At 46.8% G+C, this 18,938-nt stretch carries 12 protein-coding genes; 7 read left to right on the top strand and 5 right to left on the bottom strand.

Translation table 11 applies throughout. The features are described from left to right. Positions 1-6 precede the first annotated feature (6 nt). Both ACFPIK_RS10810 and ACFPIK_RS10815 read right to left on the bottom strand, forming a co-directional pair. Positions 7-525: a threonine/serine exporter family protein gene (locus ACFPIK_RS10810; RefSeq protein WP_377915101.1), complete on the bottom strand. Its 519-nt coding sequence runs from the start codon at positions 523-525 to the stop codon at positions 7-9. Continuing rightward, positions 525-1,301 carry a threonine/serine exporter family protein gene (locus ACFPIK_RS10815; RefSeq protein WP_377915103.1) on the bottom strand — a complete coding sequence of 259 codons (777 nt, stop codon included), beginning with the start codon at positions 1,299-1,301 and terminating at the stop codon, positions 525-527. Before ACFPIK_RS10815 ends, ACFPIK_RS10810 begins: the two co-directional genes overlap by 1 nt. Before the next feature lie 218 nt (positions 1,302-1,519). Between ACFPIK_RS10815 and ACFPIK_RS10820 the strand changes: the two genes are divergently transcribed. Continuing rightward, positions 1,520-1,966: an Hsp20/alpha crystallin family protein gene (locus ACFPIK_RS10820; RefSeq protein WP_377915105.1), complete on the top strand. Its 447-nt coding sequence runs from the start codon at positions 1,520-1,522 to the stop codon at positions 1,964-1,966. Between the two features lie 72 nt (positions 1,967-2,038). Here ACFPIK_RS10820 and ACFPIK_RS10825 read toward each other — a convergent pair whose 3' ends face one another. Further along, a complete protein-coding gene (locus ACFPIK_RS10825) occupies positions 2,039-3,706 on the bottom strand; it encodes a formate--tetrahydrofolate ligase (RefSeq protein WP_377915107.1) in 1,668 nt (555 codons plus the stop codon). A gap of 356 nt (positions 3,707-4,062) precedes the next feature. Beyond that, positions 4,063-5,487 (bottom strand): M28 family peptidase, encoded by a 1,425-nt coding sequence (locus ACFPIK_RS10830; RefSeq protein WP_377915109.1) that lies wholly within the window; start codon positions 5,485-5,487, stop codon positions 4,063-4,065. A 203-nt stretch (positions 5,488-5,690) separates the two neighbouring features. Here ACFPIK_RS10830 and ACFPIK_RS10835 point away from each other — a divergent pair, with 203 nt between their 5' ends. The 3 genes from ACFPIK_RS10835 (at position 5,691) to ACFPIK_RS10845 (ending at position 12,914) form a co-directional block, all read left to right on the top strand. Continuing rightward, positions 5,691-8,501 carry a PQQ-dependent sugar dehydrogenase gene (locus ACFPIK_RS10835; protein ID WP_377915110.1) on the top strand — a complete coding sequence of 937 codons (2,811 nt, stop codon included), beginning with the start codon at positions 5,691-5,693 and terminating at the stop codon, positions 8,499-8,501. 136 nt (positions 8,502-8,637) lie between these two features. Next, positions 8,638-10,722 (top strand): glycoside hydrolase family 97 protein, encoded by a 2,085-nt coding sequence (locus ACFPIK_RS10840; protein ID WP_377915111.1) that lies wholly within the window; start codon positions 8,638-8,640, stop codon positions 10,720-10,722. Then, positions 10,719-12,914 carry an alpha-galactosidase gene (locus tag ACFPIK_RS10845; protein ID WP_377915113.1) on the top strand — a complete coding sequence of 732 codons (2,196 nt, stop codon included), beginning with the start codon at positions 10,719-10,721 and terminating at the stop codon, positions 12,912-12,914. The genes ACFPIK_RS10840 and ACFPIK_RS10845 overlap by 4 nt, the downstream gene beginning before the upstream one ends. A gap of 119 nt (positions 12,915-13,033) precedes the next feature. Here the strand turns inward: ACFPIK_RS10845 and tnpA are convergent, their stop codons facing one another. After that, entirely contained in the window at positions 13,034-13,474 is a 441-nt protein-coding gene (tnpA, locus tag ACFPIK_RS10850) for an IS200/IS605 family transposase (protein WP_377915115.1), read from the bottom strand. Positions 13,475-14,187: 713 nt separating this feature from the next. Here tnpA and ACFPIK_RS10855 point away from each other — a divergent pair. From ACFPIK_RS10855 to ACFPIK_RS10865, 3 genes are all read left to right on the top strand, one after another. Then, positions 14,188-16,512: a DUF1549 domain-containing protein gene (locus ACFPIK_RS10855; RefSeq protein ID WP_377915175.1), complete on the top strand. Its 2,325-nt coding sequence runs from the start codon at positions 14,188-14,190 to the stop codon at positions 16,510-16,512. Between the two features lie 181 nt (positions 16,513-16,693). After that, the gene (locus tag ACFPIK_RS10860; RefSeq protein WP_377915117.1) at positions 16,694-18,115 is read left to right on the top strand and encodes a DUF1501 domain-containing protein; all 1,422 of its coding nucleotides are present in this window, start codon (positions 16,694-16,696) and stop codon (positions 18,113-18,115) included. 199 nt (positions 18,116-18,314) lie between these two features. Then, positions 18,315-18,899, top strand: coding sequence for a YceI family protein (locus tag ACFPIK_RS10865; protein WP_377915119.1), 585 nt, complete (start codon positions 18,315-18,317; stop codon positions 18,897-18,899). Positions 18,900-18,938 lie beyond the last annotated feature (39 nt).

An 18,938-nucleotide genomic window follows, 5' to 3' on the forward strand; every position in this document is an offset into this window, starting at 1 on the left:
ATTTCCTCAAAAAGTATTTTTCCCTGACCTCAATCCATCCTTAGCTGGAAGAGGGCTCTTCACGTTTTCGAGCTTGAATAAAATCAAAGGAATCACGACTCCCAGGGTAATGGCCAAAAGGACAAATACAGACATGGTTCCATTGTAAATGGTCTGATTGACAAGTTGGGTATAATTTTGCTCAGGTTCTTGGGTAAGAGAAATCAGCCCTAATATCGAGCGGTAAAAGAACACCCCAGGAACCAAGGGGATTACCGAAGGAATGGTAATCATCATCGGGATGATCTTTTTCCAATTGCCGAGAAAAACGCCTGAAAAGCCAATGACTAGGCCTGCCAAAAAAGTAGCAAAGACAATCCTCGCTCCCACTGCTGGTAGCATCAACCCAAATTTGGTCATGCCTCCAAGGAAACCTACCAACAGAATCATCCACAAGCTCTTTCTGGGCGCATTGAAAAGCACGCCAAATCCCACAGCTGCTAAAGCACACCAAAGACCTTTAAACAGAGCGTCAAGAGTTTCCATCAAAAAGGAATTTTGAATAGGTACAAGACCGAAGCCAATCCGGCAGAGATGCTAAATACATGAAACAGTGCATTGCCTGCACGCTCAATTCCCGTCAGGATATATCCCGCAAAAAAATCCACAAAAGCAATCACCAATGGCACACCGGGAATCAAGAACAGCACACAGGTGGCCAGGGCCTGCTCAAACGAACCAGGGATACCCATTAACCAAAATAAACCCACCACAGACGAGGCCAAAAAGGCACTCAAATAGGTCGTGATGTAGGGATTTACTTTGAGCTTGATGAGTTCTTGCTTGAGAAAAAGTCCTGCAAAGGTGGCCAGAAAGGTAAGCGTCATCGCTAACCAACTACCTCCAAAGGTGAAACAAAAGGCGGCCCCGGCCAAGCTCACCACAGCCAAGATAAATAGCCTTGGGTAGTTGGCTTCACCGCTTATTTCTGTGAAATAGGACTCCAACTGCTCCAGAGAAGGTTTTTCCTCTTTTACCCTCAAACCCAAATCAGAAATATCGGACACCAACTGGAAATTGACCGCAGGTAGGCCGGGTTTACTCACCACCCCATTGTACACCGACTGATGGTCGACATATAGGCTAATGGATAAATCCCTCGTAGTCATCTGATGGTGAATCTGGCAGCCAAACGCGTTGGAAATCCGAACCAATGCCAAATCTACCCGACGGATAGGAGCGCCTGCATGAATCATGGTAATGCCTATTTCCAGCAAAAGCTTTCCCAACAGATCATAATTTTGAGTAACAGGCTTAGGCATGAGGATTTTTATTTTCAAGGCCAAGATAAAAATAAGCTTCAGGTTTTTCCCCACTACTGCTGCCCCGCGTCACTTTGGCTCCTAAAGGCAAATCAGAAACAAGTCAAAAAACTGATCACAATCACTTGATTTATTGAGCCTTGTCATCAAAAAAAATCTCTAAAGGATCGAAATTAAGGTTAGTAATCAACTACCAAAAAACCCTAAATAGTAAAGCCATGAGCAATCTAGCTAAACCAAACCGAAGCTTCTGGCCAAAAATGGTTCAAGACTTTTTTGGTAAAGAGAATCCCTTTGATTGGGATGAAAAGTTCTGGTTCCCTGAAAAATCAGTGGAGGTGCCATCGACCAATGTCATCGAAAATGATCAAGAATTCAAACTGGAAATGTCCGCACCCGGCTTTGACAAAAAAGACTTCAAAGTCGATGTACACGATGGAGTATTGAGTATTTCAGCAGAAAGAAAAAATGAAAAGGAGGAGAAAAACGAAAACTACAGAAAGAAGGAATTCTCCTACAGCAGCATTCGCAGGTCCTTTGCGTTGCCCGAGCAGGTGATGGAAGAGGGAATTGATGCCAAATACGACAATGGTATCCTAAGGCTCCTACTTCCTAAAAAATTAACTGCCTCAGGAAAAACAAAAAAGGAGATCACAGTAGCTTAAAAGAGGGTTATTTTTTGACTATTGGTTTGGCCCCCGGGGTATCCCATCCCGGGGGTTTTACTTTTCCCCATGTTAGAAAAGACCGCTAATCACCCCGTTTTCATCGATGTCTACGGTCTCGGCAGATGGCACCTCGGGTAATCCTGGCATCCTCAAAATTTCTCCTGCGATCGGAATCAAAAATCCCGCTCCGGCAGCAATTTCAAATTCACGAATGGTAATCGTGAAACCCATCGGCCTTCCAATCAATTTTTCATTGTCACTTAGGCTTTTTTGGGTTTTAGCCATGCAGATCGGGAGCTTGCTCATTCCGAGTTTTTCGATCTTTTTGAGTTGGCTTTTAGCAACGGTGGAATATTCCACACCATCCGCTCCATAGATGGTCTGGGCTACTTTTCTGATTTTTTCAGTCACCTCATCTTCCAAGTCATAGGTAGGTTTAAAGTCTTGCTTGCAATCATCGGCTGCTTTCACCACCAAATCGGCTAGATTCATGCACCCTTCTCCACCTTTAGCCCAACCTTCACTCAATGCCGCTGGAATTCCTTGGGTTTGGCAGTAGTTAAGCAACAGCTTCTTTTCTGCATCGGTATCCGAACTGAACACATTGACTGCCACGACCACCGGCACACCAAAACTGCGAATGCTATCCACATGTCGCTGCAGGTTGGGCAGGCCTTTTCCCAAAGCAGACAGATCTTCTGAGGTAAGTTCTTTGAGCGGTTTTCCACCGTGATACTTTAGAGCCCGGATCGTGGCCACGATCACCACGGCCCGCGGAGAAAGTCCTGCCGCTCGGGACTTGATGTTGAAAAATTTCTCCGCACCGAGGTCTGACCCGAATCCTGCCTCTGTCACCACATAATCTCCCAGGCTCAGTCCCATTTTGGTGGCTAGTATCGAATTGGTGCCTTGAGCAATATTGGCAAAAGGTCCACCGTGAATGATGGCGGGGTTTTGTCCGAGTGTCTGTACAAGATTAGGCTTGATGGCTTCTTTCATCAGCGTGGCCATAGCTCCATGAGCATTGAGTTCGGAAGCAAACACCGGCATACCGTCAAATCGGTCACCGATGTAAATTTTTGCAAAGCGTGCTTTGAGGTCTTCCAGATTTTTGCTCATGCAGAGGATCGCCATGACTTCCGATGCCGCCGTGATATTGAATCCCGTCTCGCGAGGCATGCCTCCGTTTTTACCTCCCAAACCTACAATTGTGGCACGAAGAGCTCGGTCATTCATATCCATGGCCCGTTTCCAAAGAACGGTTCGGGGATCGATGCCGAGGTTTCGCGATTTGCTTTGAATATTGTTATCAATGAGGGCTGAAAGGAGATTATTAGCTTTTTCGATGGCGTGAAAATCCCCCGTAAAATGCAGGTTGATGTCCTCCATGGGTATAACCTGAGACCAGCCTCCACCTGCCGCACCTCCTTTGATCCCGAACACAGGCCCAAGACTTGGCTCACGGATCACTGCCAAAGAAGCCTTGCCGATGCGGTTAAGTCCGTCATTCAGACCGATGGTCACCGTCGTCTTTCCTTCTCCGGCCGGAGTAGGAGTGATGGCAGTGACGAGAATCAACTTGCTCTGCTTGAGCTTTTGCTCATCGATGAGATCCAGGGGAAGCTTGGCCTTGTATTTACCGTAAAAATCTAATTGGTCTGAAGAGATTCCTATTTTCGCAGCAATCTGCTGAATGGGAAGAGGCGTCACCGAATTGGCGATCTGAAGGTCATTCATGGGAGTGGTATTTTTTCAAAGGAAGCGGAAAAGCGAGGATAATGTTCTGACCAATCTTACCAAAAAGGCTGATTGAAGTCAGGTAAAATGATTATAATCCTAAGAGTCTCGCCTTTCAATAATTTTACATTAATTCTGAAATGAAGAACAAAAAAGACTCCTCTGGAAATTGAAGAGTCTTTTCTGTAAGATCAAATACATCTAGAAAATCGATGGTTAAATATCCTCCATAGAGAATAAGGAACTTAGTTTTGATATTCCCATCTGCGGAAACCTACCTACCGTAGGCAGGTCTGTGATTTTTTCAGTGAAAACTTGCCTGCTGCAAGCAGGTCTGCGGGAAATAATCCTCTATTCTAAATCCCCTCCTGCTCAATCAAATATACCAAGGCTGCCATTGCCGCAGCTCCAAGCTCCAACTCACGCTGATCGACCACTTCAAACACGTCTGCCTCGGTGTGATGGTAGATGAAATATTTCTGTGAATCCGGCAAAAGCCCTATCAAAATCGGCCCCTGATCACGAAGCGGTCCGATGTCTGCGCCTCCGCCTGGCTTTTGCAGATTCCATAGCTGATACGGCCTCAGTAAGTCAGCCCAGGAAGCCAACTTGCCACGCTGAGCGTCGGTGCCTGTGGACGAAAAACCAATCGGTAAAAATCCTCCCGAATCGGATTCGATCGCAGCAATGTGTTTTTCGCCATTTGCTTTGGCCACTTTGGCATATTCCTGACCTCCTCGAAGTCCGTTTTCCTCATTCATCCACATCACTGCGCGGATGGTGCGCTTGGGCGTCCAGCCCAACGCTTTGTATAATCTAAGCACTTCGATGGCCTGCATGCAGCCCGCTCCGTCGTCATGTGCACCTTCACCCACATCCCAAGAATCCAGGTGTCCGCCTACAGCAATGATTTCTTCGGGCTTTTCAGATCCTCGGATTTCGCCGATCACATTGTAGGAAAGCTTTTCAGACTTCATCTCGCCGTGGGATTCGAGGTAAAGTTTGAGGTCAGTTTGCTCGGCAAGGAGCTGACTGAGTAGCTCTGCATCTTGGGTGCTGATCGCCAAGGCAGGGATTTTTGGAAAATCAGCTGCATACCGCTGATTGCCTGTGTGGGGAATATCATCTATCCGATTGCTGAGCGAGCGGACAATCGCTCCAACGGCACCCAACTTGGAAGCTTCGGCTGCCCCGCTACTTCGCTGTGCATTGGCACCTCCGTAAGCTTCGAATGCATCAATTTTGGTAGGATCCATGGGGCCATTGAAAAAGACAATTTTGCCTTTGACCTGAGCGCCAAGTGATTTGAGTTGATCGATGCTTTTTACCTCCACCACTTGGGCGAGGAGGCCTTTTGGCCCGGTTCCCTGTGTGTTTCCAAGTGCCAAAGCTGAGAGTTCGACCACGCCATGCTTGGCAGAATTGGTGATTTTGACCACATCTTTTCCTCCCCTTTCCCAATGCGGCACCATCACGGGCTGAAGGTAAACGGTATCAAAATCATAGCTTTCCATCAGCTGGCGCGTCCATTCGACTGAAGCTGCAGCGCCCGGCGAACCGGAAAGTCGGTTGCCAATCACTTTGCAGAGGTAGCGCAGATTGTCGTAGGTATGACCTGCGGAAAGCTCCGTATCGTAGATTTTTTTCAGGTTGGCCTGATGATTTTGGCTGAAAGAAAGGATCGGAACAAAGGCAAATGCCAGAATCAGTTTTTTCATAGGAGGATAGACTTTGGCAAAAAATAGGAAAAGAACCGCAGAGATTTTGAGGTTTTTGATCATTGGTGATTTTGATTTTGAATGCTTTTGAAAAAAATCTTCTGAAAAAGACCTTTATCCCCAAATAATCAGTCAGTTTCTAGAGACATTCATCCCATTTTATCACCGAATTCAAAATAGATGTTGGATATTGGTAAGCTTTTGTCCAGAATTGAGACAATAGGAATACTGCCTTTGAAAAAAATTACGCTAAACTCACTAAACCTATGCACTATCGATTTGTAGGAAAAGTACTACCGGTGCTTTTTCTGATGGTAGGATTTTTATCCTGCACACCTGAAGATGACCCTTCCGTCAAACCTGAAGACAATCGCTTCACCAAAGTCGTCCTCACCGAAGGTATGGACGAACCCATGGAAATGACCTTTTTGCCAAACAACCGCGTGCTGATCGTGGAACGAAAAGGCGGGGTAAAAATCTTTGACGAAAACACCGGAGAAATGACCTTGGTCGCCACCATTCCGGTCAACACCAAATACACCAACAAAGAAGGTGTCGTCCGTGAAGCGGAAGAGGGACTTATGGGCGTAATCGCTCACCCTGACTACGCCACCAATAACTGGGTGTACCTCTACTACGCAGATCCAAGTGACTCCAAACACGTCTTGGCCCGGTACGAGCTCAAAGGAAATGAGTTGGTAGAGTCATCCAAAAAGATCGTCCTCGAAGTACCTACCCAGCGTCAGGAATGCTGCCACACTGGAGGAGGGATGGTTTTTGACGCAGAAGGAAACCTTTACCTCACCGTCGGCAACAATACCGTGAACCCTCGTGAAGGTTCATCAAACCTTGACGAAAGGCCCGGAATGGAAAATTCGGATGACCAGAGAGCTCCGGGGAACACCAACGATTTGAGAGGAAAGATCCTCCGAATTCACCCAGAAGCTGACGGTACTTACACCATTCCTGAAGGCAACCTTTTCCCTCCGGGAACAGAAAAGACCCGTCCGGAAATTTACACCATGGGCCATCGTAATCCTTGGAGACCAACTTTGGACAGCAAAACAGGCTACCTCTATTGGGGTGAAGTAGGACCGGACGCCTCCGTGGACTCAATTTGGGGACCCAAAGGCTATGACGAATTCAATCAGGCAAAAGGGCCAGGATTCTTTGGTTGGCCGTACTTCATCGGGGACAATTTCCCCTACAACAGACACAATCATGCCGACAGCTCCTATGGCGCTCCTTACGATGTGAACAATCCAGTAAATGAATCTGTAAACAATACTGGTTTAAGAGAACTTCCAAAGCCTGTAGTGCCTGCCATGATTTACTATCCTTATGGTGCCTCTGAGAAATTCCCTGAATTGGGAAGCTCAGGACGAAGTGCGACAGGTGGCCCGGTATTTAGAAAGGCGGATTTCAAAAAAGATGCGCCTTACACCTTCCCGGCCTATTACGATGGCAAATGGCTGATCGTGGATTTCATGAGAGGATGGATTTTTGCGGTGACCATGGATGAAAATGGCGATTACAAAAGCATGGAGCGATTCCTGCCTAATGAGACATTCAGCTCGGCGATCGACATGGACTTTGGTCCCGATGGTTCATTGTACATTTTGGAATATGGTTCGGCATGGTTCCGAGGCAATGCCAATTCACGCCTGATCAAAATCCAATACAACAAAGGTAACCGCAAGCCAAATGTAACCGCAGTCGCAGACAAGACCGCCGGTGCCACGCCTCTTGCGATTAATTTCTCTTCCGAAGGTACCAATGACTTTGACGATTACGACCAAGGAAAACTGAAATACGAGTGGAAAATCACCAACAGCTCAGGTTTCAATCAAGTCTTGACAGAGGCAAATCCTAGCTTCACGTTCTCCGAAGCTGGAACCTACCAAGTAACCCTGACGGTGACCGATACCAAGGGCGAAACCAATACCGCCTCCCTCGAAGTAACGGCAGGAAACGAACCACCAGTAGTCAGCATTGACTTTGGTGGACTCAACCGAAGCTTCTGGTTTGGAGACAAGGAATTGAACTACAGCATCTCGGTAAGTGACAAAGAAGACGGAAGTTCAGCAGATGGGAAAATCAAACCCGAGGAAGTAGCCGTGACCTTCGACTATGTACCGGCAGGCTTTGACCCGATCGAGATCGCATCCAAGCAAAGTGGAGTGGAAAATGCTGCTATCCTGAACCTAGGCAAGAACCTCATCGAACAGAGTGATTGTAAATCCTGCCACCAGTACACTGAAAAATCCATCGGTCCAAGTTATCAGGCTGTTGCCGAGAAATATCCAAACTCAGCCGAAAACACCAAGTACCTCGTTGGAAAAATCATCAACGGTGGTGCCGGAGTATGGGGCGACCATGCGATGAGTGCTCACCCATCGCTCAGCCAAGCGGATGCCAAGCGAATGGTGGATTACATTCTTGCCATGGATGATACCCAAGCCACAATTGCCTCCCTTCCACTAAGTGGAAAAGTAAATGCGGTAATCCCTGAAGGAGAAAACGGACAGGGCAGTTTCTTGCTTCGAGCTTCTTATGCTGATAAAGGTGGAAATAGCATTGCATCTCTCAATGGATTGGATTATGTAGCGCTGAAGGCTCCTTTCGTAGATCCTCAGACATCGGTGGACCGAAAGGGTGTTCAACTTTTGACCACACCAAGTGTCAACTTCCTGATGGCTGGAGACAATTCTCAGTTTGCGCTGAAAGGAATCGATCTCACAGGAGTCATCCAAATTGAAGTATTGGCCGGCATCAACCAGCGAAACGGAGGTATCGGCGGTGCAGTGGAAGTCAGGTTAGGTTCACCAACTGGCGAACTTCTGGGACAATCTGAAAAAATAGGCCGAAAAGAAGGAGGAGGATTCCGACCACCTCAGGGAGTGAATCCTATCGAATGGAGAAGACAAAATGCCAATCGTGCAGTGGTCCCAATCAAACCTACAGCAGGCAAGCAAGACTTGTACTTCATCTTTAAAAATTCCGATGCCAAAGGCGAACAAGTCCTGATGAGCATCCAGGAGATTGAGTTTAAAAATAAAGTGGAGGAGAAGAAGTAATCTTTTCCACACCAGAAAGAAAGCCCTGGGTCAATCGACTCAGGGCTTCTTTTTTGGTGACGTTTGAATCGTTTGGGAAAACTGTAACTTTTAGCCAAAATCATCCTAACCATCCCGTCTTTTCCTAACCCTTTAAATGCCCATTAGAATCATCATAGCGGCTTTCCTCATTGGAAACCTTTTTTGGTCCTGCCAAACCACTACTTCTGAAAAGATTCTGGAAATCGCATCCCCTGACAAACTCCTGAAACTGGAACTTTTCCGAGAGGAAAATTCCCAAAACATCTACTACACACTTCACAGGGGAGATTCACTTTGGGTGGCACTTTCTCCGATTGGAATGGAGGTGGAGGAATTTCCTTCCCAATCTTTTCAACCCATCCAAATGGATTTTTTCGAACGGGATAGCCTGATTACTCCTTTGATCGCAGCCAAAAGATCAAGTTTTCGAGATCATTTTTCGGGAGTGAAAATCGACTTCGAAGGGCCACTCGACCTGGAAGTAAGAATGTATGATGAAGGTGCTGCTTTTCGGTGGATTGGAAGTGCTACCGATTCTATCAGGGTCAAAAAAGAAACCTTTGAGGTGAACCCAGTCGCGCCTTCAGAGCTTTTCTATGCTCCCTACGAACAGGCACTCCCAGATTATTGGAAAGCTCACCTAAAGCGGATTCAAGAGCGAATCGTGGGTTTATTTGACGTTTCTTATCCTTACGAAAACCACTTTGAAACCCAATATCAGCGGAAAAACCTTCCTGACCTTGCTGACTGGGAACTGCTCTATTCACCTGCACTTTTACATACCAAAAGCAATCAGTATCTCTTGGTAGCAGAATCCGATGTGAGAGACTATCCCGGGATGATTCTGCAAACCTCCTCAAGCAATGGCATCAAAACAAGTTTTGCTCCTTACCCTTTGGAAGAAGTCATTCCTGTGGACACATTGATTTACTCCCGACTGAGGAAAGTGAGTAAAACCGGAGACTTCATCGCCAAAACTTCCGGCACTCGCACTTTCCCATGGAGAATCATAATCGCTACGGAAGATCCTAAAGTTCTTCCGAGCACTGACTTGGTGCAAAAGCTGGCTAGCTCTTCTGAAATACAAGGCGATCTCTCCTGGATCAAACCCGGCCAAATCACCGATGAATGGCTGGTCAATGCCAACCTGTTTAACGTGCCTTTCAAAGCAGGAAAAAACACGGAGACGTATCTCTACTACATCGATTTTGTGAAGGAATTTGGCTTGGAATACATCATGGTGGACGAGGGCTGGTACCGCAATGGAGATTTGACCAAACTCAATCCCGATATCGATCTGAAAAAAATCGCTGCCTATGCCCAAAAAAAAGGAATCGGTTTGGGGCTCTGGTTCAATGCCACCGATCTGGATTTGTCGCTGGATGAAACGCTGAGCTACTATTCCAAACTCGGGGTAAAGGTGGTTTTGGTGGACTTCATTAACCGAAATGATCAGAAGGCAATGAATTTTTATGAGAAACTCGCCCTCACTTGCGCCAAGTATCAGGTGATGCTCAATCTCCATTCGGCACCTACCCCAGCTGGATTTGAAATCACTTTTCCGAACGCGATTACCAGAGAAGGAGTAATGGGTTCAGAATGGAACGGTTGGACCAATTTTGTCACCCCCTCACATAACCTGACCATTCCCTATACAAGGATGGTTTCGGGTTCACTGGATTACGAGCCTGGGCTGTTGGAAAATTCCAACGAGGAATCTTTCAAAAACACTTGGGGACGTCCCATGTCACTGGGTACCCGCGCTCACCAGCTTGCCATGTATGTGATTTACGATAACCCGCTTCAATACTTCATAGGCAATCCTTCCCAGGCAAGAAAAGAACCCGAGTTCATGACTTTCCTTGGGAGCATGCATACTACGTGGGATGAAACGATCATTTTAGACGGCAAGCCCGGAGAATACATCGTCACCGCTCGACTCAAAGATGGAATTTGGTATCTTGGAGCAATGACAGATTGGACCGAGCGAGAATTCAATGTGGACTTAAGCCCTTTGGGGATCAACCATTACGACCTGCAAGGAGTCATCGATGGGGTCAATGCCAATGAATACGCTTCCGATTACCAATGGCTCCGGTCATCCGCGAATTCCAATCAACAGCTTACCCTCCGCCTCGCCAAAGGGGGCGGTGCCGTGATCAAAATCCTACCTGTCCAACCCTTACCTCAGCTACCATGAATTCTTTTTCAGCAACCTCAAAAGGCCTGTCCTCTACGATCAAGTGGCTTGTATCCTGCCTTTTTCTTTTGGGCAATCTCCATGTGGTTATCCCTTCACTTGGTCAATCGATGGCTGGCGACTGGCTTGTCGACGGCAAATCCAGATCGGCAGAAATCGTACTGCTCAATCCAACCGAAATCCAACTTCGAAACGGATTAATCCAGCGGACTTTTTTCCTCGCCCCAAGTCCTGTATGCTACGATTTCACTAACCTGATGACAGGAGCGCAGCTCCTCCGCACCGTGATGCCAGATGCTAGGGTGACTTTAAATGGAAAAACCTATGAAATCGGTGCTAAGCTGGACTTTAAGGAAAAAGGCTACTTCAAAAAAGAATGGCTTGGCTTGTTGAAACCTGAAGAAGGAAGTTTTGCTTACCAAGGTTACACGCTTTCGAAAATCACTCCCCACTTCCCGACCAAAAACCAGTTTTGGACAGGTCAAAAAGAACAGGCAAGTGGACAAAAAATTACTTTCTCCTACGCACATCCTGAATTCCAAGGTCTTTTGCTTCAGGTGCATTATGAGATTTATGACAATCTCCCTTTGATCGGGAAATACCTGACCTTGGAAAATCAGGGAAACTCCAGCATCCACATCGATCAGGTCGTGAATGAAATCCTCGGCACAGTCGAAGAAGAATCGGCGGTAGTCGGCGCGACCAAGGATATGAAAAAGCCGCATCAGCTCTACGTGGAAAACAACTTTGCCTTCAACAACGCCATGCATGCCGAACTCAGTGCGCAGGCCACCCATTGGAAGCAGGACTCGAGCTACACTTCGCAGGTCAACTATGACTATCAGACTCCAAGTACCCTGGAAGTCTATCCCCAAAAAGGGATCGGAATTGATTTGGAAAAGGGTGGAAAATTCCAGTCCATCCGAACCTATGAGCTCATTCTCGACAGTTACGACCGGGAGCGAAACGGATTGGCTAGACGGAAAATGTACCGAGCTATTGCACCTTGGACTCAGCAAAACCCGATTTTCATGCATCTCGTCAGCAAAAATGACGAGCAAGTTCGTACAGCCATCGACCAATGCGTCGACACAGGTTACGAAGCATTAATCCTAAGTTTTGGCAGCCACATCAACATGGAAGACAATTCTCCTGAAAACATCGCACGATGGAAATCACTTGCCGACTACGCCCATTCCAGGGGTATCAAAATAGGTGGCTACTCGCTTTTCTCCTCGCGCACCATCGGTCCCGAAACCGACGTCATCAGTCCAATTACAGGCAAACCGGGTGGAGCTTTCTTCGGAAATGCCCCTTGCTTGGCCAGCGAATGGGGCTTGAATTACCTTGAAAAGCTTAAGTTCTTTTTTAGCCAAACGGGCTTTGACATCTTTGAAAATGACGGACCCTATCCCGGTGACGTCTGCGCTTCCCATGTTCATCCCGGTCACAAAGGACTGGAGGATTCACAATGGGTGCAGATGAACCTCCAAAAAGGACTCTACCAATGGATGAATGCCCAAGGCATCTACATCAATGCACCGGATTGGTACTTTCTGGATGGCACCCACAAGATCGCCATGGGCTATCGAGAGGTAAATTTTTCCCTGCCGAGAGACCGACAGAAAATCCTCAACCGCCAAAATATTTACGATGCCACTTGGGAGAAAACTCCGTCGATGGGTTGGGGATTTGTACCCCTCACGGCCTATCATGGAGGAGGAGCTGATGCTGTCCTCGAACCGCTCAATGATCACCTCGAGGACTACAAGCAACTCATGATGCAGTATTACGGAGCGGGGATTCAGGCCTGTTATCGAGGACCCAGGCTCTACGATACCGAGGAGACCAAAGCCATGGTGATCGAAGTAATAGCCTGGTACAAAAAATACCGAGACATCCTTAATGCCGATATCATCCGTCTCCGAAGAGCTGACGGCAAGGACTGGGATGGCTGGATGCATGTAGATCCAAAAGGAAAAGAAAAAGCCCTGATTATGCTTTTCAACCCAAGTGCCGAACCCATGAAAAAAGAGTTGGCTCTCCCGCTATATTACACGGGTCTAAGTGAGACTGCTCAGATCCGGGTGGGAGAAGGCAAAAGCCAAACAGTCCGTCTGGAAAGAAACTACGATGCAAAAGTCACATTGGACATTCCCGCAGGAGGTTATACGTGGTTGGTGGTGGAGTAAAAAATCATCCTGACTCATGGTTTCTTCTGGCCCATTGGCCCATAGTTTAAACACTGGCCCATTGGCCCATAGTTTTAACTATGGGACCAATGCTTAAGAACTGCACTCAAAAAATGGATTTATCCATTTTCCCTGTCTATCTCATGCATCTTCAAAAATGAGATCAACTCATCTTCGGGAGTTTGTTTGCCATGATGCACTTTTTGATTTTGGATATAGGCTCGGACTTTTGATACAATCGACTCGCTTACTGAAAAGACTGTAAATCCCGTTTGCCAGGAAAATTTTTCAGAGATCAAATCGGACTGATTTACAAAATGAGAACTGCTTCCTTTCACCTGTTTGATAAGGTCCGAAATGGATTTTTGAGGACTGATTAGGAATAGGCAATGAATGTGATCAGCTATTCCATTTATCGCTAAGACTTTGCAGCCCATTTCCTTAAACTCATTTTTGATAAAATCATAAAGCGGCGGTTCAAGCTTTTGGGAAATGAGTGGCTGCCTATTTTTTGTGCTCCATAGGACATGGAGCCAGATTTTTGAAAAAGTATGGGACATAATTATAAAAGTTTAATGAGCTAAAAGTTAAACTGTTGAAACAGTTTTTGAAAGAAAATTGCTTACTTTTTTCCCAAGGCTGAAGCCTTGGGCCAGATATGAAGACTTGAGCCAGAGCTGAAGTCTTAAGTCAGAACTGAAGACTTGGGCCAGAGCTGAAGCCTTCGGCCAACCTTTAAGACTTGAGGCAAATCTGAAGCCTTGGGCCAGAGCTGAAGACTTGGGCCAGAGCTGAAGACTTGAGCCACATCTGAAGACTTAGGCCAAATCTGAAAACTTGAGCCAGAGCTGAAGACTTGGGCCAACCTTTAAGACTTGGGCAAAATCTGAAGCCTTGCGCTAAATCTGAAGACTTGGGCCAAAGCTAAAGCCTTAAGGCAGATCTTAGACATTGGCCCAGAATTGAAGCTACAAGCTAGATCTGAAGACTAGAGCAAGGGTTTCAAATTAGAAACCTGCAAATCTTACATTCCAAAGGGACACTACCACCGGTCAAAACTTTGCACATCAGGATAGATAGTCTGCCCAAAACCCTTATATTTTTTCAAGAAATCGGTTGCCCTCTTCTTTTAAAAAATTTTCGAATGCACTTAAAAAAAATTAGGCTTATTCTGCTAATTCTCATTCTATTTACTGCTTTTCCAGCATTAGCCCAGGATTCAGCTGAATCAAGCCCGCATTGGATCAGCCAACTTTTCGGCCGACTTCACCCGATGATGGTTCATTTTCCAATCGCCTTGCTTTTGGTGGCAGCCGTGATGGAGCTTTTTACTTTGGGAAATTTCAGGCATTCATTTCGGTCAGGAATCCGATTTTTAGTCATTTTGGGTGCTATTTCGGCTGCTATCTCAGCTGGAATGGGTTGGTTTTTGGCCGAAAATGAAGGGGTCACGGGAAGTGCCTTAGATCTTCATCGAACAGTGGGCATGGTCAGTGCAGGATTGAGTATTTTCCTTCTGGTTTTGCTTCGAAAAAGTGAACTCAACCCCTCCACTTCTTCGATCAAAACCTACCGATTGATCCTGTTTCTCACCAGTATGGGAATCGGTGTAGCCGGGCACTTCGGAGCAGCTTTGACTCATGGGGAGGATTACCTCACGGAGATTTTGCCGCAGGATTCCGATCAGGAAGCACCGCAATCGCTAAGTGTAGACTTGAGCACTTTCGCTTCCGACCTTTCTCCGGAAAAAGAAATCCAACTCGTGACCAATGTGCGCTCAGTCCTCGCCCACAACTGCTACAAGTGCCACTCTGGTGCCAAAATCGAAGGAGACTTGCGATTGGATGAAAAGGAATTTGTCTTTGCAGGAGGGGAAAGCGGCCCCATCATTGTTCCCGGAAACCCCGGTCAAAGCGAATTAATTCGCAGAATTTCGCTCTCCAAAAACCACAAAGACGTGATGCCCGAAAAGGGCAAACTGCTCAGCAAGGAAGAGATACAGTTACTTACCCTTTGGGTGGAAAAAGGCGCACCTTGGCCCGATGGAGTGGCTCAGCAGTCCGTGTATCGGGTGGCAGCTTTAGCGCCGCGAAAACCTAATCTACCTCCAGCCAAGCCGGGTTTAGAAAATCCAATTGATCGATGGGTGGATCAGTATTTTCAGCAGAACCAACTATCTTGGAGCGCCCCTGTGGATGATCGGACTTTTTTGAGAAGAGCATCGCTTGACATTATCGGCCTTTTGCCTTCTCCACAGGAATTAGCGGCTTTTCAGGCAGATACTAATCCCAACAAACGGGAAATTTGGATTCAAAATCTCCTCAATCGAACCGATGATTATAGCCAACATTGGCTGACCTTCTGGAATGATGCCCTGAGAAATGACTATACCGGCACTGGCTACATCACGGGCGGTCGGTTTGCGATCACGGATTGGCTTTACACCTCGATTCGAGAAAATAAGCCCTATGACCAGTTTGTCAAAGAGCTTCTGAATCCTACTGAAAAATCCAAAGGCTTCATCGAAGGCATACGGTGGAGAGGGACTGTCAACGCTTCTCAGCGAACTGAAATGCAAGCCGCCCAAAATGTCGGGCAGGTTCTCCTTGGACTCAATCTGAAATGTGCCTCCTGTCACGACAGCTTCATCAGCGATTGGAAACTAGAGCAGGCCTATGCCTTTGCCAATATCTTCGCAGACTCCACTCTGGAAGTAAGCCGCTGCGAGCAGCCTACCGGTAAACTGGCCAAAACCAAAATCCTCTGGGAGGAACTCGGTGAGATCGATTCCCTGGCTACAAAAGCTGAAAAACTCCGCCAACTCGCCGACCAACTCGTACAGCCTGCCAATGGCCGGATGTACCGGACAGTGGTGAATCGCATTTGGAAACAGCTGATGGGTCGAGGCATGGTGGAGCCTGTAGACGAAATGGACAATGCGCCTTGGAGTCAGGATTTGCTGGATTGGTTGGCGGTGGATTTTGTAGAAAATGGCTATGACCTCAAGCGTCTGATCTATCAGATTACTACTTCAAAAATTTACCACAGTCCATCGGTCACAGTAGCCTCTGCTGAAAAACTGCTTGCCGAAGACTTCAAATTCCAAGGAGTTATTCGCCGCCGAATCACAGCGGAGCAGTTTGCAGATGCGGTGGCCGAAATTTCCGCCCCTCTTTTTGACTCAGTTGAAGTCAAATTCCGCCCGTATCAACTGATCCCTGAGGCGAAAACCAATCTAAGTTTTGCGAGGGCATCTTTGGTAGCTAACAATGAATTTCTAAAAGCACTAGGTCGTCCCAATCGGGAAATCGTCTCCACGAGCAGAGATTCCCAAGCAAGTCTGCTTCAAGCCTTGGAGCTCAGCAATGGGGAAAAACTGAACAAATCACTGGTCAAAGGAGGAGAAAAATGGGCGGTTGCATTCGCTGATCCAGTAGTACTGACAGAAAATCTCTACGCCAAAGCCCTACTCCGGAAACCCAGCCCCAAAGAACTCGAAGTTGCTAAAAAAGCTCTCGGACCCAAACCCAGTCCTGCAGCCGTTCAAGACTTACTTTGGGCCGTCTTCCTCCTACCCGAATTCCAATTGATCTATTGATGAAATTATCTTATACCTATACTTCAGGACCAATCGTGAAATTCCTCTTTTTTCCTTGGACGGAAGACAGAAGACGGAAGAAAACCCTTCGGTCTTCGGTCATCGGTCTTCCAGCCCACAATGTTGAAGATGACTACAAATTTTTGAATTCTGCAGATAGTTTTAATAAGAACTACAACCTATGAAATACCTCCAAACCCGACGCGATTTTCTCAAGAAAACCAGTGCTGCAGCCATTGCCACGATGGGTATGGGCGCGCCATTGGCTGGCCTGCTTTCCTCCTGCGAAAGCAAAATCCCCACCACCGCCGACTCGGTCATTTTGCTTTTCATGGCTGGTGGCATGGCTCATACCGAAACCTTTGATCCTAAAAAATTCACCCCATTCCGAAAGGGAATGGAAGCCAAGGAAGTGTTGAGTACCTTCCCATCCATCCCTACCAAGTTGGATGGAATTTTCTTTTCCGAGGGACTGGAAAACATCGCCTCCGTAATGGACAAAGGCACCTTGATCCGATCTTATCAGGCTGCAGACTTGGGGCACATCTTGCATACAAGACATCAATACCATTTTCATACCTGCTACGAACCGCCACAATCCGTGGTCGTACCTCATCTGGGCAGTTGGATTGCCAAGGAAAAAGGCCCTCTCAATCCGGTCATCCCCCCTTTCATCAACATCGGGCAGCGCTTTACAGTCGGTGAAGGGGAAGAACTCAAAGCCTTTCACTCTGCCGGATTTTTGGGTTCGGAGTATGGGCCATTCTTGATTCCTGATCCTTCTGCCGGATTGGAAGCCGTGAGACCTCCGGTGGGAATGGATTACAAGCGATTCGAGGGTAGAAATCAACTTTACAATGACCTGATTTCGGCAAGTCCCATGGGGGAATTTGGCTCGGATTACCAAAAGGAATCCCTCAAACGATCCATGGAACAGGCCTACATGCTGCTCAATTCTCCCGAGGCCAAAGCGTTTGACCTCAGTCAGGAACCCAAAGAAAACTATGACAAGTACAATACAGGGCGCTTTGGACTGGGATGCCTATTGGCTAAAAGACTCGTGGATCAGGGTGCTCGGTACATCACAGTGACCACGGAATACGAACCCTTCTTCGGTTGGGATACCCACGACAATGGGCACACCCGCCTCACCGATATGAAGAAATTGATCGATGGCCCTATCGCCCAACTCATCAAAGATCTAGATCAAAGCGGAAAGCTCGACCGAACCATGGTTATTATTGCCAGTGAATTCAGCAGAGACATGCTGATGGAGGGACGACCTGATCTCAAAGTCCAAGACCAAGTAGAAGTGCCCGATATCATCGAGGACATGAAAAACTACGGCATGCACAGACATTTCACCGACGGCTGTTCGGTCCTGATGTTTGGAGGAGGAATCAAGCGGGGACATGTTTTTGGCAAAACCGATGACGAGCGACCATGCAAAACCATCGAAAATCCGATCAAAATCGACAGCATCCATCAGACCATTTATCATGCCTTAGGCATTCCGCCGGATAAAAATTATGAAATCGAAAAGCGGCCTTTTTACACCACTCCGGATGGTCATGGTAAGGTAGAATATGGACTTTTAGGCTAATCTTGGGCCTAGAATTGGTCTTGAAAAACAAATTTTCATCAGGTTAGATAGCCTCAGTGAAAAAGAAAAGTTCTGATAATCTATGGGTTTGATAGGAATAACATTTTTTCACCAAGCCACTTTAAACAATTCAAATCCTTATTAGTCTAATCAGCGTTATTTTCTAATCAAGTTTTTCTAAACCAAAACAATCAAACTTATGAACCTGATTACCACGTTGATTTTGAGTGTAGCTGCTGCTTTTACACTAGCTGAAAATCCTGCACCAGCTACGGTAAACAAAGCCGAAAGCCAAGTTCGCTGGGAAGCTTCCAAAGTGACCGGAACCCACTGGGGCTATGTTCCGATCAAAAATGCCGCTCTAGATGTGAAAGGCGGAAAAATCACAGGAGGATCTTTTGACATGGACATGGTCAACCTGACTGTGGAAGACCTCACAGATCCAAAATCCAAAGGCAACCTGACCAATCACCTGAAGTCAGATGACTTTTTCTCAGTAGAAAAGTTCAACACTGCAACCTTCAAAATCACCAGTGCCAAAACGACCAATGGTTCTGATTACACTATCTCCGGAACCTTGACCATCAAAGGCATCAGCCAACCAATCACTTTCCCTGCGAAAGCAGCTGTGGCTGGAGGCAAAATGACTGCAACTGGTCAGATCACGTTTGACCGTACCAAGTTTGACATCAAGTACAGATCTGGAAGCTATTTCGAAGACTTGGCAGACAAAATGATCTACGATGAAGTGAAGCTCGATGTGAAACTGGTCGCTACAGTTTGATAGAATCGGAAAATTGAAAAAAAGGCCTGGACGCAAATC

This window comes from Algoriphagus aquatilis, assembly GCF_042657405.1.
Taxonomy (GTDB): domain Bacteria; phylum Bacteroidota; class Bacteroidia; order Cytophagales; family Cyclobacteriaceae; genus Algoriphagus; species Algoriphagus aquatilis.

Bases quoted from the DNA above. Each gene is read 5' to 3' on its own strand.
- ACFPIK_RS10810 (WP_377915101.1), bottom strand. From the start codon at position 525: ATGGAAACTCTTGACGCTCTGTTTAAAGGTCTTTGGTGTGCTTTAGCA.
- ACFPIK_RS10815 (WP_377915103.1), bottom strand. From the start codon at position 1,301: ATGCCTAAGCCTGTTACTCAAAATTATGATCTGTTGGGAAAGCTTTTG.
- ACFPIK_RS10820 (WP_377915105.1), top strand. From the start codon at position 1,520: ATGAGCAATCTAGCTAAACCAAACCGAAGCTTCTGGCCAAAAATGGTT.
- ACFPIK_RS10825 (WP_377915107.1), bottom strand. From the start codon at position 3,706: ATGAATGACCTTCAGATCGCCAATTCGGTGACGCCTCTTCCCATTCAG.
- ACFPIK_RS10830 (WP_377915109.1), bottom strand. From the start codon at position 5,487: ATGATCAAAAACCTCAAAATCTCTGCGGTTCTTTTCCTATTTTTTGCC.
- ACFPIK_RS10835 (WP_377915110.1), top strand. From the start codon at position 5,691: ATGCACTATCGATTTGTAGGAAAAGTACTACCGGTGCTTTTTCTGATG.
- ACFPIK_RS10840 (WP_377915111.1), top strand. From the start codon at position 8,638: ATGCCCATTAGAATCATCATAGCGGCTTTCCTCATTGGAAACCTTTTT.
- ACFPIK_RS10845 (WP_377915113.1), top strand. From the start codon at position 10,719: ATGAATTCTTTTTCAGCAACCTCAAAAGGCCTGTCCTCTACGATCAAG.
- tnpA (WP_377915115.1), bottom strand. From the start codon at position 13,474: ATGTCCCATACTTTTTCAAAAATCTGGCTCCATGTCCTATGGAGCACA.
- ACFPIK_RS10855 (WP_377915175.1), top strand. From the start codon at position 14,188: ATGATGGTTCATTTTCCAATCGCCTTGCTTTTGGTGGCAGCCGTGATG.
- ACFPIK_RS10860 (WP_377915117.1), top strand. From the start codon at position 16,694: ATGAAATACCTCCAAACCCGACGCGATTTTCTCAAGAAAACCAGTGCT.
- ACFPIK_RS10865 (WP_377915119.1), top strand. From the start codon at position 18,315: ATGAACCTGATTACCACGTTGATTTTGAGTGTAGCTGCTGCTTTTACA.